Source organism: Algibacter lectus (assembly GCF_004368925.1).
GTDB lineage: Bacteria > Bacteroidota > Bacteroidia > Flavobacteriales > Flavobacteriaceae > Algibacter > Algibacter lectus.
This window is the reverse complement of record NZ_SORL01000007.1, coordinates 630600-647892: the sequence shown is the minus strand read 5'-3', so window position 1 is coordinate 647892 and position 17293 is coordinate 630600. Positions and strand designations below refer to the sequence as shown.

Annotated in this window: 11 protein-coding genes; 7 read left to right on the top strand and 4 right to left on the bottom strand. The window is 33.2% G+C overall.

Annotated elements, in window-relative coordinates:
* Positions 1–9: 9 nt before the first annotated feature.
* Positions 10–7878: a T9SS type B sorting domain-containing protein gene (locus DFQ06_RS03780; RefSeq protein ID WP_133966100.1), complete on the bottom strand. Its 7869-nt coding sequence runs from the start codon at positions 7876–7878 to the stop codon at positions 10–12.
* 32 nt (positions 7879–7910) lie between these two features.
* Positions 7911–8441, bottom strand: coding sequence for a hypothetical protein (locus DFQ06_RS03775; RefSeq protein WP_133966098.1), 531 nt, complete (start codon positions 8439–8441; stop codon positions 7911–7913).
* A 460-nt stretch (positions 8442–8901) separates the two neighbouring features.
* Between DFQ06_RS03775 and DFQ06_RS03770 the strand changes: the two genes are divergently transcribed.
* The 4 genes from DFQ06_RS03770 (at position 8902) to DFQ06_RS03755 (ending at position 13165) form a co-directional block, all read left to right on the top strand.
* Complete coding sequence (locus DFQ06_RS03770; RefSeq protein WP_042503705.1) at positions 8902–9387, top strand: SixA phosphatase family protein; 486 nt, start codon at positions 8902–8904, stop codon at positions 9385–9387.
* A gap of 177 nt (positions 9388–9564) precedes the next feature.
* Positions 9565–11631 carry a polyphosphate kinase 1 gene (ppk1, locus tag DFQ06_RS03765; RefSeq protein WP_133966096.1) on the top strand — a complete coding sequence of 689 codons (2067 nt, stop codon included), beginning with the start codon at positions 9565–9567 and terminating at the stop codon, positions 11629–11631.
* Between the two features lies 1 nt (position 11632).
* Positions 11633–12538 (top strand): Ppx/GppA phosphatase family protein, encoded by a 906-nt coding sequence (locus DFQ06_RS03760; RefSeq protein WP_074935793.1) that lies wholly within the window; start codon positions 11633–11635, stop codon positions 12536–12538.
* Between the two features lie 99 nt (positions 12539–12637).
* Positions 12638–13165, top strand: a complete 528-nt coding sequence (locus DFQ06_RS03755; RefSeq protein ID WP_074935794.1) for a porin family protein — start codon at positions 12638–12640, stop codon at positions 13163–13165.
* 50 nt (positions 13166–13215) lie between these two features.
* On the opposite strand, the gene miaE is transcribed toward DFQ06_RS03755, so the two are convergent.
* Both miaE and DFQ06_RS03745 read right to left on the bottom strand, forming a co-directional pair.
* Positions 13216–13797: a MiaE family protein gene (gene miaE / locus DFQ06_RS03750; RefSeq protein ID WP_042501210.1), complete on the bottom strand. Its 582-nt coding sequence runs from the start codon at positions 13795–13797 to the stop codon at positions 13216–13218.
* 1 nt (position 13798) lies between these two features.
* Positions 13799–14368, bottom strand: a complete 570-nt coding sequence (locus DFQ06_RS03745; protein ID WP_133966094.1) for a DUF4738 domain-containing protein — start codon at positions 14366–14368, stop codon at positions 13799–13801.
* Between the two features lie 177 nt (positions 14369–14545).
* Here DFQ06_RS03745 and DFQ06_RS03740 point away from each other — a divergent pair, with 177 nt between their 5' ends.
* From DFQ06_RS03740 to DFQ06_RS03730, 3 genes are all read left to right on the top strand, one after another.
* Complete coding sequence (locus DFQ06_RS03740) at positions 14546–15733, top strand: DUF3095 domain-containing protein (protein WP_317129987.1); 1188 nt, start codon at positions 14546–14548, stop codon at positions 15731–15733.
* A 194-nt stretch (positions 15734–15927) separates the two neighbouring features.
* Positions 15928–16404, top strand: coding sequence for an Hsp20/alpha crystallin family protein (locus DFQ06_RS03735; RefSeq protein WP_042501204.1), 477 nt, complete (start codon positions 15928–15930; stop codon positions 16402–16404).
* A 144-nt stretch (positions 16405–16548) separates the two neighbouring features.
* Entirely contained in the window at positions 16549–17025 is a 477-nt protein-coding gene (locus tag DFQ06_RS03730) for a hypothetical protein (RefSeq protein WP_133966090.1), read from the top strand.
* Positions 17026–17293: the final 268 nt, after the last annotated feature.

Genomic DNA, 17293 nt, shown 5'->3' with positions numbered 1-17293 from the left:
GTTAATATTTTATTTGGTTCCTAAATATATTGGGCCAGTTAAAGGAGCTAATCCACTATCCTGTAAATGAATAATATAATAATATGTTCCGTTAGGTAATTTTCCATTGTTTCCTATTGCCGATGTAGGAGAGTAACCATCCCAATCGCCTTCACTACCAGAAGTAGACATGCTACCTAAAGTGTAGTTAGAAGATTCGTAAACAATAGCGCCCCAACGGTTGAATATTTTTACGCTAGCAACAAAGCCACATAAATCTATTCCAGAGATATCGAACGTATCATTTATACCATCACCGTTTGGTGTAATAGCCGTAGAGATTTCAATATCGTTTTCACCACAAGGTAATACATCACAATCCGCATGGATATTCATGGTAATTTCTGTAATGCTAATACAGCCATTGTTTGTTGTAGAGTATCTGAATAGATAATCAATACCACCATCATTAGGTAAGAAATCTGCGCTAAGCTCTAGAGTAGAAGGATCGAATAAGTTATTTGTTAAAGTAGCTCTTAAATCACCTTCTAATAACTCCCAAGTACCATCGGTATCTAAGGCGGGATCAATAAATTCATTTAAATCTAAAACACCTTCTTTGTAACACCAGTCTGGAGCAACGATATCGCTATAAATTTCGTCTAAAGCAACGTTTAATGTTTGTGTATAAGTTTCACTGTTATCACAAGCATCAGTAACTTTCCAAGATCTAACAATTTGGTAATCTAATAAAACTGTTTTATCAAATGAATTTGTTTCGCTGTATTCTATAGTAACATCATCTGAACAATTATCTGTAAACTCAATTGTTGGCACTTCTGGAATATCTGTACAACTTACATCTAGTACTGCATCGAAAGTAGTAGTAGGTGTTGGTGCTGTAGTATCTGTAACAGTAATTATTTGTGTATGTTCTGCTACAAGACCACAATCGTCTGTTGCTGTCCATGTTCTTGTTATGGTGTAGTTAGAAGGACAATCGCCATCTGTTCTTACATCATTCACTTCTACACTAGCATTGCCACAGTTATCAGTTGCTGTTAAAGTTTCAGCATCAGGAATGGCATCACATTCTACTTCTAATGTTTCAGCAGGTAAAGGTGCATCGAACACAGGAAGCGTGGTATCACGAACTGAAATTATTTGCGTGTAAGATGTTTTGTTTTCACATTCATCTTCCGCAGTCCAAACTCTTGCAATAGTATAATTAGATGCACAATCACCATTTGTAATAATATCTTGTACCGTAACTGTTGCTGTTCCACAAGAATCTTCAGCAGTTAATGTTTCTGCCGTAGGAACTTCATCACATTCAGTCACTAAATTAGCACTAGGTAAATCGCCAACAAATGTTGGAGCAGTGGTATCTTGTACTGTTATAGTTTGTACAAAGCTAGTTGTTAAATTAGCTGCATCTGTTACTGTCCATGTTCTAACTAAAGTATAGTTGTTTGTACAAGATCCGTCTGTGCGTTCTTCATTAAAAGTAACCGCTGGTGTCGTGCAATTATCAGCTCCTGTAAATGTTTCAGGAGTAGGAACGACGTTACATTCAATAGTGATTGTTTCTGCAGGTAATTCTTCAACAAACGTTGGAGGGATATTATCTACAACTGTTACAGTTTGTGTACAGTTACTAATATTTCCTTCAGAATCTGTTACCGTCCAAGTTACTAGCGTATCTCCAATAGGAAAAGTTTCAGGCGCATCGTTTACTACAATAACGCTTGTGCAATCTTCAATATCTAAAGTACCTAATTCTACATTTGTTGCGTTACAAGAATCTGCATCTACAAATACTGAAACATCTTCAGGGCAAACAACCTCTGGTAAATTACCATCTGTAACTGTTACCTTTTGTTCGCAAGTTGTTTCGTTTCCTGATGTATCAGTTACTGTCCAGGTTACAATTGTTTCACCTAAAACAAATGGCTCTAAAGCATTATTTGTAATAGTGGCTACTTCACAATTATCAGTTGTTGTTGTAAGGCCTAAATCTACATTAGTTGCAGTACATTGACCAGCATCAGCCGTTATTACAACATCTGAAGGACAGGTGATAGTAGGAGCAATATTATCTTCAACAGTTACTGTTGCATCGCAAGTACTTGAGTTTCCGTTTACATCGGTTGCTGTTAATGTAACAATAACATTTCCAATGTTAGAACAATCGAAATTAGTTTGAGAAGCTGTTAATGAAACTGTTCCACAAGCATCTGTAGATCCACCATCGATATCTGATGCCACTATAGTCGCTAAACCACTGCTATCTAATTGAACCGTGATATCTTGACATAATACTGTTGGTGCAAGGTTATCTTCTACAGTTACAATGGCTGTACAAGTACTTACATTGTTATTAGCATCTGTTACTTCTAAAGTAACATTGTTATCTCCAACATCTGTACATGTAAAAATGGTTTGAGAAGCAGCAAGAGTTACAGTTCCACAATTATCGTTAGAACCATTATCTAGATCACCGGCAACAATAGTAGCGCTACCGTTAGCATCTAATTGAATAGTAATGCTTTGGCATATAGCTTCTGGTGCAATGTTATCTTCAACAGTTACAATAGCAGAACAGGTAGAAATATTATTGTTGTTATCTGTAACGGTAAGTTCTACTGTGTTGTCTCCAATATTTGAGCAATCGAAAGTTGTAATGTCTAAACTAATATCTTGAATTCCACAAGCATCATTAGAACCATTATCAATTTGGTCAGGCGTTATTATTGCATTGCCATCAACATCTAATTGCACTGTAATAGCTTGGCATATTGCTGTTGGAGGTGTAATATCTTCAACAGTAACAATAGCATCACAGAAACTATCGTTTCCATTTACATCGGTAACAGTAAGTGTTACTGTGTTTTCACCAATGTTAGAACAATCGAATGTGCTTTGAGAAACAGAAAGAGAAACTTCGCCACTACAATCTGCAGAACCATTATCAACATCTTCCGGTAAAATTGAAACTGTTCCTGTATTATCTAATTGTACTGTTATGTTTTTACATTCAACTGTTGGATCAATAGTATCTTCAACAGTTACTGTAGCTGTACAAGTATCTTCGTTACCACTAGAATCTGTTACGGTAAGGGTAACGGTGTTAGCCCCAACATCTGCACAAGTAAAGTTAAGTTGAGATGCGCTTAGTGCAGGAATACCACAATTATCGGTAGAACCTCCATCTATATCACTAGCAACAATATTAGCATTTCCAGCACTATTTAATTGAATAGTAATGTCTTTACAAATGGCTTCAGGAGCAATAGTGTCTTCAACAGTTACAATAGCTGTACATGTTGATACGTTATCATTATTGTCTGTAACAGTAAGTTCTACAGTGTTATCTCCAATATTTGAACAGTCGAAAGTTGTTATATCTAAACTAAGATCTTGAATACCGCAGGCATCATTAGATCCATTATCAATTTGTTCAGGTGTTATAGTCGCATTTCCATCGGCATCTAATTGAACTGTTATGGCTTGACAAATAGTTGTTGGAGGAACAATGTCTAGTACTGTTACTAATGCATCACATGTACCTGCGTTTCCATAAGCATCTGTAACCGTTAATGTCACAGTGTTTGCGCCAATATTAGAACAATCGAATACGGTTTGAGAAGCTGCAAGTGTTACCTCACTGCTACAATCTGAAGAACCATCATCAATATCACTTGGCTCGATAGTTACAGAACCTGTTTCATCTAAACGTACTGTAATATTTTTACAAGCAATAACAGGAGCTACATTATCTTCAACAGTTACTGTAGCATCACAAGTAGCTTCATTACCATAAGCATCAACAGCTGTTAATGTTACTGTATTTGCTCCAACGTTCGAACAATCGAAACTTGTTTCAGAAACACTAAGTGTTATGTTTGTGCAGGTATCGTTAGAGCCGTTATCTACATTTTCAGCAGTAATGGTTGCAATTCCTGAACTATTTAATTGAACAACAATATCTTGACAAATAACAGTAGGAGCAATGTTATCTTCAACAGTAACTGTTGTTGTGCAAGTGGCGCTGTTTCCATTTATATCGGTTACTGTTAATTCTACTGTGTTGTCTCCAATATTTGAACAATCGAAGGTTGGAGTGTCTAAAGTTAAAGAAGCTATATCACATGAGTCGCTAGAACCATTATCTATTTGCTCTGGAGTAATTGTTACGTTACCTGTGGCATCTAACTGAACCGTAATGGCTTGGCAAAGTGCAGTAGGTGGTGTTACATCTTCTACCGTTACTGTTGTAGTACAAGTTGAGGTATTTCCGTTATTATCAGTTACTGTTAATTCTACCGTATTTGCACCAACATTATCACAATTGAATGTTGTAATATCTAATTCAGTATTTGCTACACCACATGGATCTGTAGAACCATTATCAATTTGATCTGGAGTAATCGTTGCATTACCAGTAGCATCTAATTGAATTGTTATAGCTTGACATAGAGCAGCAGGAGGAACGTTGTCTTCAATTGTTACAGTTGCAGTACAAGTTTCTGAATTTCCATTTACATCTGTAGCGGTCAATGTTACCGTATTGACACCAATATTATCACAAGTAAAATCTGTAACATCTAAAGTAAGTGTATCTATTCCACAAGCGTCATTTGATCCATTATCGACATCGGCAGCACTTATTGATACATTTCCTGTAGCATCTAGTTGAGCTACAATGTTTTGACATATAACAGTAGGCTTAATATTATCTACAACGGTTACAACTGCAACACAACTATCTACGTTGCCCACATTGTCAGTAACAGTTAAGGTAACATTATTATCTCCTAAATTAGAACAATCGAATGTAGTTTGCGATAATGCTGTAGAACTAAGTCCGCTACAATCACTAGAACCATCATCCACATCTCCAGGAACAATAGTAGCTAAACCATTTGCGTCTAATTCAACTGTTATACTTTTACATGCTACAGCTGGTCCTTGGTTATCTACAATATTAACTGTAGTTGTACAAGTGTCGCTATTACCTGATGCATCGGTAACTGTTAAGGTTACAGTGTTTGCACCAATATTACTACAATCAAAATTTGTTTTATCTATAGTGATACTATCGATAGAACAATTATCCGTAGATCCATTATTTATATCGGCTACAGTAATTGAAGCATTACCAGCACTATCAATAGCAACATCTATTTCATTAAAGCATATTGCTTCTGGAGCAATATTATCAACAACAGTAACTTCTGCAGTGCATGTAGTTTCTAAATTATTACCATCCGTAACCGTTAGTGTTACTATATTTACGCCTAAATCATCACAATTAAATGTTGTTTTAGAAGCAGTAAACGTAATTGTTGAACAATTATCACTAGAACCGCCATCAATATCTTCAGGATTAATACTAGCGTTACCACTAGCATCTAATTGAACTGTGATATTAGCACAAATAGCTGTTGGAGGTATATTATCTACAACAGTAACTTCTGCGGTACAAGTAGAAATATTATCACTATTATCCGTTACGGTAAGGGTTACGGTGTTTGTTCCTAAGTCTGTACAAGAAAAAGTGTCTTTATCAACTTCTAAAGATTTGATGCCGCAAATATCGTTAGAGCCATTGTCTATGTCGCTTGGAGCTAATGTTGCTACGCCGGCCGCGTCTAAATAAATTGTAACAGGTTGGCAAAGCGCTTCGGGATCGATGTCATCAATAACAGTTACCGTTGCATCACAGGTTGCTGTTTGTCCACTTACATCTGTTACGGTTAGTGTAATGGTGTTTACACCAACATTACTACAGGTGAATTCAGTTTGTGAAGCAGATAATGTAACAGCACCACTACAAGCAGAAGACCCATTATCTATTTGATCTGCAGTTATAGTTGCATTTCCGGTAGCATCTAATATTACATCAATATCTTGGCACATTGCTGTTGGAGGAGGCGATGGCATTCTGGTAATTTGTTGTGTTACGTTAGTAACATTACCACAATCATCGGTAATACTATATGTTCTTGTAATAACCTCTGGTGTTGCGTTGTTTGATACATCTTCAACAAAAGCAACTATAGGTGTTTCACCTGAATTATCTTGTAAGTTAGTAACTAAGGCGGTATCTGCAACAGGAATATCTTCACCACAATTAATCATTATATCCGCAGGAGCATCTCCGGTAGGAGGAGAGTTGACATAATCTTCATAATTAATAGGAATAATTATTGGAGCAGCAATACTAGAGCCTATACAATTTCCAGACATTTCGTAACCCTGAATAAGAGTAAGATCGAATGGTGCACCAGAGATAGCTCCAACACCACTAATTTTTCCATTTACAGAAACAACTTTATCAGCACGATCTTCGTAAAAATCGCAATCTGTTGTTACCGTTAAAGAGAAACTTATACTTGCTAAAACAGTATCTGAATCTGGTGCTACAGGTAGCGTTCCAATATTCCATACAATAGCTCCATTTGTTCCAATACTCTCATCGTATACATACGGCGTATTTACAAGCACATAAGGAGGAGTTACTTTCGTGTTTACATTTAAGTTATCCGGATCTACAGAATCAGGTAGAGGAATTGTTAATGTTGTATTATTGGTAGGTTCAGAACCTCTGTTTGTTATTTCTATAACATATTCGGCACTTTCCGTTGGTTTTAAACTACTTGGGGAAGCCCCATTAACAGTTGTCGCGGTTAAAACACCTTCTGGTTCCGGTATATAAGCATCTACAGCAAAAGTAGCATTAAAAATTATGTAGGTATCTTGTGTAGAATTATACTTAAATCGAGTGTAATCTTGTCCGTTGTCAATTAAAGATTTATCTGAGTTTTCAATATTGAATATTGCAATATCTACACCTGTATTATTTTTTAAATCTGGAGTTCGTTTTCCCGGAACTCCATTATGTGTATAAATTGATGAGTTAAAAAAGTTATCAACTGTATTTCCAGGGTGTACTAAATCGCGATAAGAATTGTTTAGAAAAGTAGTAGGTATACCTTCAACATCATCTGCATCAGGAATAATCATGGAAAGTCTATCTCCACCAACACCAACATCACCTTCACCAGCCATAACACCTAGCTTGATATTAACATCACCTGTTTGTACAGCTTTAAACCCGCTTACGTCAATAAATTCGTCACCACCACCAGAACTCACATAGGCAAAACCATCAAAAATGGTAATATCACGCCATTTCATTTTGTAGTTGTCATAAACCACAACTAAACCCCAACCACCAGAATAGCCAGTAGGGTAACCATTACCTTCTATAGTTGCAATATCTCCAACGGTATAAACACCTGCACCAGCATTATCAATTACTAATTGAGTAACATCAGCAAAAGCAGCATACATGTTGTTGGATTCATCGTCTGGAAACTCAATACCTGTTGCTGTAATTTCTTGGTAATCAAAGCCAGGACCTTTAAATAATACTTTAGTTTTATCGAAGTTTTTTGTTTCTGTACCTTTAGTTACGGTAAATGTATTAGGATTTCCATCACCATCTTCGTTTGCATCTGGTCCGTCAAGACTAGCTCTACCCGTCCAATAAAGTCCAGCATAAATAATATTAGAACACTCCGGAAGTGCTCCGTTTTCTGTTGAAAATTCTAACAGCGAAGAAGATGAGTTGAACGTTCTAGAGTCTCCATCGATATCCACATATCGCATGTCTTCACCATTACTAGAAGTTTCATCGTAATCAGTAAGCGTAAGGTTGGTATTTCCAATCATGGAAAAATCACCCTTAATATTAAACGAACTTACTCTAGGAGTAAATTCAACTGCTTGACTATAACCATTAAAAACTGATAATAGAAGCAATACAGTAAAACACATCAAACCAAGTGATGTGTTAAATACTGAAAATTGTTTAGTGTAGATTTTTTTCATTTCTTAATTTTTATTAAAATCGAAATATTATATTATGAAGGCCTAACAGAAGTATAAAACACACGCACATTACTGTTTGATATGTTTTTTACAAAACTTTTAATTTGCTCATTGTTACAGTCAAAATAGCATCTTATATAGACGTACTTTAATTTTGACAATCCTGAATCGTTAGATAAAGTTATAGGCGTGCTTAAATCAGCAATACTCTTTAAAGTAATCGTAATTAATTCAACGTTATCAAAGTTTCCTTTATCTTGTTTAATCAAGTTTAAAGATGCAACATCGTCTAGGGTAAGTTTTACAACATCATCATCACCGTATGTGTTCTTTAATTTATTGTTAGCTAGATAAGCTGTTGGGTGAAGTTTTTGAGAAAGATTGTAAAATTCAGTTCTAGTATCCGAAGTTTTAGATTTACTAGCTGTGGCTCTAGAAAATTGGCTTGATGCGTTTAACTCATAAATTCCATTTTCTTGAGCATTACTTTCGTAATTAAATAAAAGTACTACGGCACAAAACAGCGTGAGACTTTTAAGTAAGTTAGATAAGTTGTTTTTCATAATCATTCAATCAATTTTTAATATATACTAACACGCTAGGGCACATCTAAGTTCAAATCAGTCTCAGGTATGCACTATTTGTGTCTTTCAAATAATATGTTCAACGTCTTCTTAGGGAAGAAACAAAATGCCAAAGCACTGTAAAACAATGCTGATATCAGGTTTAAAATTAGATTTGGGATCATAATTTTTTATATTTTATAGGTTCATCAAAAGAAAGCATTGAAAGCATGTTAAAAAAATATAAATGGTAAATCACTAATAAACTCGTTGTAAGGTTTCTTGCTTTCACTTAATCGGTTATTAGTATGTTTTGAACGATTGCTAGTACTTCAAATAAATATATTTGAGAGAAATTCTTAGCAGGTCGTTTTTTTTAATAAATTTATGTGCAAATAAATTGAATTTCATCGACTTATTGGTTTATATGTCGATGAAATTTAGTGTTTTATCGATAAAAATGAAAAAACTTATACTAGTTCGCCATGCTAAATCTTCATGGAAACATAATGTAATAGACCACGAACGGCCCTTAAATGAACGCGGATTGGAAGATGCAAGCCTCGTTTCTAGTCACTTCAAAGACTTTCTTTTAATGCCTGATTTAGTGATTTCTAGTGATGCTACACGAGCAAAAACCACAGCAGAGATTTTTATTTCTGAACTTAAAATTTCTTCTGAAATCGTTCAGTATAACCATGAAGCGTATGACTTTTCTGGTGAAATGTTAATACGTGTTATACAATCGTGTCCAGAATCTATAAACACACTCATGATTTTTGGTCATAATCATGCTATTACAGATTTTGTAAACTCCTATGGAAGCATGTTTATAGAAAATGTTCCTACTTGTGGTTTGGTTATTATAGATTTTAATATAGATAATTGGAAAGCTATCGAAAAAGGAGAAACTGTAACTGTAATATTTCCAAAAGACTTAAAATAAGATAGTTAATGCTTTTGTAGGTTTGGTTTTTTATAATTCTTCGATAAAATGTATTTGTCAATGGATAAAAATTAATTAAATTCCTTCAAAATTAAAAATTTGATAACCCTAAATTGCTGTTTTTTTACATGTAAATAGAATATATTTGTTTTTTACATGTTTTCAATTAAAAGTACAATGATAAAAGCTGAACCTGTCCATAATAATAGTTATATAAATAGAGAAATAAGTTGGTTACAATTTAATGCACGCGTATTGCAAGAAGCCACTTGTAATAATGTACCTTTAATAGAACGACTTCGTTTTTTAGGTATTTTTTCAAATAATTTAGATGAATTTTTTAAGGTGCGTTATGCCACAGTTAAGCGAATTGTAGAAGCTGGTAAAGGTGGAAAAAATGAGTTAGGTGGTATAAAAGCCAAGGAATTATTGGATATTATTACGCAAATTGTAATTAAGCAACAAAGTGAAAGTTTAGATATTTTAAATGATGTAAAATCTAAACTAGAAAAGGAAGACATTTACATTATAAACGAAACTCAAATCGATGAATCTCAGGAGGAGTTTATAAGGAATTACTTTATTAAAACAGTAAGTCCTGCTTTGGTTACCATTATACTTAACGATTTGGTGGTGCTGCCAAACTTAAAAGATAGTGCTGCATATTTAGCCGTGCGCATGCTTATGGCAGGCGATCATAAGCAATTTGCTTTAATTGAAATACCAAAATCTATAGACCGTTTTGTAGAGTTACCAAAACAAGGTAATAAAAGCTATATTATATTAATAGACGATTTGTTACGCTATTGCTTAAGAGATATTTTTAATATTTTTGATTATAAAACTATTTCGGCACACATGATTAAAATCACTAGAGATGGTGAGTTGGATTTTGATAGTGATTTAAGTAAAAGTTTTATTGAAAAAATATCCGATAGTGTAAAGCACAGACAAGTTGGCGAGCCTGTTCGCTTTGTTTACGATAAAACCATACACAAAGAGACATTACAGTATTTAATGTCTAAAATGGGGATTGATGATACCGATAGTATCATTCCTGGTGGACGTTATCATAACCGCAGAGATTACATGGGCTTCCCGAGTTTAGGTCGACAAGATTTACTTTATGATAAAATAGAGCCTTTACCCATTAAAGGTCTTACTTTTCAAGAAAGTATTTTTCAAGCCATTACTAAAAAGGATTATTTGCTTTATGCACCTTATCAAACATTTTCTTATGTTGTTAAGTTTTTGCGAGAAGCGGCATTAGATCCAAAAGTAAAGACTATAAAAATTACGATTTATCGTTTAGCTGAAATTTCTCATATTGCGAGTTCTCTTATTAATGCTGCCATTAACGGTAAAGCGGTTACCGTTTCTATTGAGTTACGTGCCAGGTTTGACGAACAAGCTAATATAGATTATGCCGAGCAAATGCAAAGCGAAGGCATTAACCTTATATTTGGTGTAGCAGGGCTTAAGGTACACAGTAAAATGTGTATTGTAGAGCGCGAAGAAGGGAAAAAACTTAAGCGTTACGGTTTTATAAGTACAGGGAATTTTAATGAGTCTACTGCCAAAATTTATACCGATTACACACTGTTTACAGCAGATCAACGTATTTTAAAAGACGTAAATAAAATATTCAGTTTCTTCCAAGCGAATTATAAAATCTACAGCTATAAACATTTAATAGTTTCACCACATTACACTCAAAAATCTATTTTCAAATTAATTGATAAAGAGATAGAAAATGTAAAGAATGGTAAAGAAGGATTAATACGTTTAAAAATGAATAGTGTATCGAGTTATACTATGATTGATAAATTGTATGAAGCTAGCCGTGGTGGTGTAAAAATTCAAATGATTGTTCGCGGTATATGTTCTTTAATCCCTGGGATTAAAGGCATGAGTGAAAATATTGAAGTAATTAGTGTTGTTGATAAATTTTTAGAGCATTCAAGAGTATATATGTTCGGAAATGATGGCGACATGAAAATCTATATTTCTTCTGCCGATTGGATGAGTAGAAACATAGAAAATAGGGTAGAAGTAAGTTGCCCTATTTATGATGAGGATGTAAAAAAGGAAATAATAGAAACCTTCGATATTAGTTGGAACGATAACGTTAAAGCTAGAATATTGAACGATTCTCAAGAAAATCAATATAAAGTAAATGATAAAGAGCCGTTGAGATCTCAGTATGTGGTTTACGATTATTATCTTAAAAAATTAGAAGAGTAATATGCTTTCAATAAAAAAATATGCAGCCATAGATATTGGTTCTAACGCTGTCCGGTTACTTATATCAAATATTATAGAGCAAAAAGGCAGGCCTGTTCAGTTTAAAAAAAACTCATTGGTTCGTGTGCCTATTCGTTTGGGAGCCGATGTATTTATTAAAAACAAAATTTCTAAAGAAAATACAGCGCGTATTTTGGATACTATGTTGGCTTTTAAATTACTTATGAAATCTCATAAAGTGGTTAAATATAAAGCATGTGCAACCTCTGCCATGAGAGAATCTGATAACGGAGCTAAAGTGGTAGAAGCTGTTTTAAAGCATGCAGGAATAAGCATTGATGTTATTGATGGTGAAGAAGAAGCTGCTATTATTGCAGCAACAGATTTAAATAAATTTATAGAACCAAACAAAATATATTTGTATGTAGATGTAGGTGGTGGTAGCACGGAGTTTACCGTAATAGATCATGGAAAACAAGTAATTTCTAGATCGTTTAAAATCGGTACCGTAAGGTTATTGAACGATATGGTTGGAAAAGATACTTGGCAAGAATTACAAAATTGGATTACTGATAATACCAAGGTTTACGATAAAATTGAAGTTATTGGTTCTGGCGGGAATATTAATAAAATATTTAAAATTTCTGGCAAGGCAATGGGGAAACCACTAACGTATTTTTATATGACTTCTTATTATAATACACTTCAAAGTTACTCTTACGAGGAACGTATTACGGAGTTAGATTTAAATCAGGATAGAGCCGATGTAATTATACCAGCTATGCGTATATACATGTCTGCCATGAAGTGGAGTGGTGCCAAAAACATTTATGTTCCTAAAATCGGATTGGCCGATGGTATCATAAAAAGTATTTACTATGATACGGTTTCGAGTAATACACAGTAAAATCTTGCACTTTACCTACATTAATTGTATGCTTTTAATTTTATAATATATATTCGCACACATATTGTGGTATAAATTACAAACCCAAACCTATTTGTTATGAAAAAAATATTACTCTTTACTCTTTTACTAAGCCTGTCTTTTTATGGTTTTTCACAAGATATAAAATACGGAGTTCGCGGTGGTTATAATATTTCTAATTTAGATTTCGACGAACCATATTCAATAGAAAATAAACATAGAAACAGTATTTATTTCGGTGCTTTTGCAACCATTAGCTTAAATAAAACGCTATCATTAATGCCGGAATTTCAATTTTCTGCTGAAGGTGCAAAGGAAGAAGTAATTAATCTAGATTATTTACAAATGCCTATTTTATTGCGTTACAGAATAAGCGAAAAGTTTCACGCAGGTCTTGGGCCACAAGTGGGATTAAAAGTCCATAAGTACGAAGATGGTATTCGCAACTTTGCGTATTCTGGAGTTGCCTCTGTAGAGTACAAAATTAACTTAATGCTTTTTGCAGATATTAGATATACTTATGGTTTCTCTAATATATTTGATGAGCACTTAGGTATTGGTGCTAAAAACAGAAACATCCAACTTGGTGTTGGTTACAAGTTCTAAACACAAAAAATTATTAAGCTTAATTAAGTTGAAAATACAAGGTGGTTATTCTAACCATGTATCGTTTCAGACTTACTTAAATTAAGCATAATTTTAGCCTCATATTCAAGAAGTTGCTGCCATTTGGTGTCAACTTCTTTTTTTTCGCCATATTGTCTGGCAAAACCTAAGAACATAGTGTAATGGTTCGCTTCACTTACCATTAAATTTCTATAGAATTCAGCAAGTTCCTTGTCTTCTAATTCTTCAGAAAGTAATCTAAAGCGTTCACAACTTCTGGCTTCAATTAGAGCTGCATAAAGCAATCTATGCACCAATTGTGTTGTTCTACTTCCTCCTTTAGGGAAAAATTTTAAAAGCTCAATAACATAGTCGTCACGACGATCGCGTCCTAAAACCCAACCACGTTCCAAAATTTTATCGTGTACCATTTTAAAATGGCTAATTTCTTCTTTTACCAAAGCTACCATTTCTTGTACCAGCTCGGTGTATTCAGGAAAACTAACAATTAACGAAATAGCTGTACTCGTTGCTTTTTGCTCACAAAAGGCATGGTCTATTAATATTTCTTTAATGTTTTTTTCTACAATATTTACCCAGCGTGGGTCGGTTGGTAATTTTAAGCCTAACATATTAAATAGTATTTGAGAGCAAATTTATTTCTTTAATTTCAATTGATCCTAAGGAATTAATTAAAATACTAAAGTCTTTATAAGTTTCGGTTTCTAAAACTCGAAAAGAGGTGTTTAATTGCACATATTGATCTGTAGAATTTTGATAATCAATCCAAACATGTTGCATTATGGCTTGTTTCCAGAATTCCACATTAGCGTAACCTTTAAACAATCTTTTATTTATTAAACCTTCAGTAATTAATTCGCCATGTATTAAAACCCTTAACTCGGCTTCAAAATCTTTATAATGCGTTTCTTTAGCGCTTAGATCTTCATCTGTAGTAAAATTTGATATAAAGTTGTTTTCAAGCGAATGGTATTTTAATTTCACTTCAAAGCCTGTGCTTAAAATGGTATCGGTTACAATTTCAACAGGTTCATTAGGTGTATACTTTACTTTTTTAGAAAAAGATTCTAATAAATTCGAGCTTTGTAAAACATCACGGTTATTGCTATACTTACGCTCTTGTCCATCGAAATGTGCAAAAATAATGGAAATGATAAGTATTAAAAATATAAGTTTCTTCATGTTTTTTTATAGAAATTAATACGACTAAAGACCTTCAAATATACCAAAAAATCAAGTGAATGCTCTAATTGATAAAAGAGTGATTAAATGAAATTTTTATAATAATAGTTGGTTTTAAAATCAGGTATTATTATTCATTGATAAGTGTTACCTTTAAATCGATATATTTAGATACCCTTGATTAATTTGAACAAGAAAAGCAATTTAAATTTCTATAAAAACATTTCTAAAAGCAGTCTGCCATTGGCTGAACTTTTAAAAGATGAAACCTTGTTCTTCAATGTGCCAGAAAACTGGTCTATAGTAGTAACAGATATTGAAAATTCTACAGATGCTGTTGCTCGTGGATTTCATAATGATGTAAATTTAAGTGCCACCGGAAGTATCATTACTGTATTAAATACTTTAAAATTTGTAAATAGTAAGCTTAAAATTCCTTATTTTTTTGGAGGTGATGGTTCTACTTTTATTGTCCCAAATAGGGTTTTAAAACCTATACTGTTGGCTTTAAATAATTATAGCCAGCATATTAAAAGATCGACAGAGTTAAATTTAAGAGTAGGGTATTTAGGAGTTGAAAAGGTTTATGCAAATAATGTAAACTTGAGAATCACTAAACTTAGGCATAATAAATATTTAACCACACCAGTAGTTCTAGGAAATGGCCTTAAATATGCTGAGCAGATTATAAAAGATAGTTTTAAAGCATCGGATATTTATAGCGAAAAAGCAACCAAGCTTAATCTAAATGGTATGGAATGTCGTTGGGACGAAATATACCCAAACAAAACCGATAAAAAGGTAATTTGCTTACTTGTAGATTGTGATGATGAAAGTATCCAAGCTGAAATATATGCTGAGATCATGGCCGAAATTGATGAAGTTTTTGGGACTTTAATTAACCGAAACCCCATTTCTAGTGATAAGCTAAAACTCGATCCGTCTTTAGGGAAAATTAAAAAAGAAATGTATGCTAGAATTGGTAAATACAGCCTGAGATATTTAATTAGTAATTGGTTAATTACTTTAATTGGCGTTGTTTCTTTTAAGTTTTTTAAAGTTGGAAAACTTCAGAAAAAGCGTATTGCTCAATTAACCGATACCATTATGCTCGATGGGTTTTTAAACACCGTAATTTCTGGAACAGAAGCTCAGGTGGAAACCTTAAAAACGTTTTTAAATAGGTTAGAGGCCGAAGGAAAAATAATTTACGGTATACATATAACGCACGCCTCTATAATGTCTTGTTATATAGAAGATCGTCAAGAAAAACACATTCATTTTGTAGATGGTACAGAGGGCGGTTACACCAGCGCTGCTATTATGTTTAAAGAAAAAATGAAAAAGTTCCAGTTAAGACGGTAACATCTGTTTTCTTCTTTTAAAAATGTCAATATTTCATTATTTTAAATGAATTTCTGACAAGTATTCTGAAAAAATGACAGAAATATTTGATAAAAAACCGAAACTATGCTTTTGGTATTTTTTTTGTTTTATACACCTCGAAATCAATAAGGTTTCAAGTTTGAAAAACATGTTTAATTTAAAATTTTGTAATTATGAGCAATTTAGTAAATGTTCCTAAAAACGGAAGTTTAGCAAACACAAATTCAAATGTAAGCTTCCCAAGTAACTCTAATTGGTTAGATGATATTTTTAACAGAGACTTACCTTCTGTATTTACCTCTAATTTTAATACAGGTGTCTCTTTACCAAAAGTTAACATTAAGGAAACTGCCGATGCGTATGTAGTTGAAATGGCTGTTCCTGGGTTGAAAAAATCAGATTTCAAATTAGATTTAGATCATCACGTGTTATCTATTTCTACAGAGAAAAAAGAAACGCACGAAGAGCAGCAAGAAAACTATACGCGTAAGGAGTTTGGTTACTCGGCCTTTAAAAGAACGTTTACTTTACCAGAAACGGTGGACGATGATAAAATTTCGGCCAATTACCAAGATGGTATTTTAAATATTCTTTTACCTAAAAAAGAAGAGGCTAAACAAAAACCAGCGAGACAAATTAAAATTTCTTAACAGTAGAACTAAGCTTTAAGCAAACGGATTATTAGATTATTAGTGAGGCTGAATTTTTTCAGCCTTACTTTATTAAAGCCTTTTTGTTTAGTAAACTATGTCGTTTTTAGATATAAATAAATGTTTAACTCAAAATTTAAAATCATGAAGAAGTGTGTTTTATTATTAGCAGTTGCATTATTAAGTGTTAATTGCAACGGACAAAAAAATAAAGATAAAAAAGTAGAAATTACCGAAATAGAGAAACCAAAAGGATCTTGGAAAGTGGATAAAGAATTTGATGAGAATGGAAATTTAATTAAATACGATAGCATTTACTCTTGGTCTTCTAACAATAATATGGAAGGATTATCGGCTATGGATCGTGATAGTTTAATGCAAAGTTTTAAATCGAAGTTTTTCAAGAATTATTCACGATTTGAACATCAAGGCTTTGAAAATATATTTTCTGAAGATTCTATTTTTAGTAAACATTTCTTTAATGATGATTTCTTCGGAAGTGATTTCGGTACAGACTTTATGGATATAGATCAAATAACTCAAGACCTGTTTTCAAGACAAAAAAAGTTTTTAGAAAAGTATCAGTCTGAGTTTGTTTTACCAGAAGAAGATGAAGAATAGCGAAAGCTATTCTTTATGAGTTAGTTGTTAATACTTGTATTTGACCTTTTAACAAATTCGTTTATGAATTCTTAATTTCGTTTTTTAAAAATAAAGTATCTTTTCTCGAATTTAATCTATATTCTAGAATAAAATCAGTTTCAAGCTCAGGAATAAGGTTTGTTAGTTGAGTATAATAAATTTTCGTTTCATCATTTTTCCATGAGAATTTAGTAGTTCTTCCCCATGAATCAGATATTAACGAATCCTTACAAAATTGTAATTCTAC

Bases quoted from the DNA above. Each gene is read 5' to 3' on its own strand.
- DFQ06_RS03760 (WP_074935793.1), top strand. From the start codon at position 11,633: ATGCTTTCAATAAAAAAATATGCAGCCATAGATATTGGTTCTAACGCT.
- ppk1 (WP_133966096.1), top strand. From the start codon at position 9,565: ATGATAAAAGCTGAACCTGTCCATAATAATAGTTATATAAATAGAGAA.
- DFQ06_RS03735 (WP_042501204.1), top strand. From the start codon at position 15,928: ATGAGCAATTTAGTAAATGTTCCTAAAAACGGAAGTTTAGCAAACACA.
- DFQ06_RS03780 (WP_133966100.1), bottom strand. From the start codon at position 7,878: ATGAAAAAAATCTACACTAAACAATTTTCAGTATTTAACACATCACTT.
- DFQ06_RS03730 (WP_133966090.1), top strand. From the start codon at position 16,549: ATGAAGAAGTGTGTTTTATTATTAGCAGTTGCATTATTAAGTGTTAAT.
- DFQ06_RS03770 (WP_042503705.1), top strand. From the start codon at position 8,902: ATGAAAAAACTTATACTAGTTCGCCATGCTAAATCTTCATGGAAACAT.
- DFQ06_RS03755 (WP_074935794.1), top strand. From the start codon at position 12,638: ATGAAAAAAATATTACTCTTTACTCTTTTACTAAGCCTGTCTTTTTAT.
- DFQ06_RS03745 (WP_133966094.1), bottom strand. From the start codon at position 14,368: ATGAAGAAACTTATATTTTTAATACTTATCATTTCCATTATTTTTGCA.
- DFQ06_RS03775 (WP_133966098.1), bottom strand. From the start codon at position 8,441: ATGAAAAACAACTTATCTAACTTACTTAAAAGTCTCACGCTGTTTTGT.
- miaE (WP_042501210.1), bottom strand. From the start codon at position 13,797: ATGTTAGGCTTAAAATTACCAACCGACCCACGCTGGGTAAATATTGTA.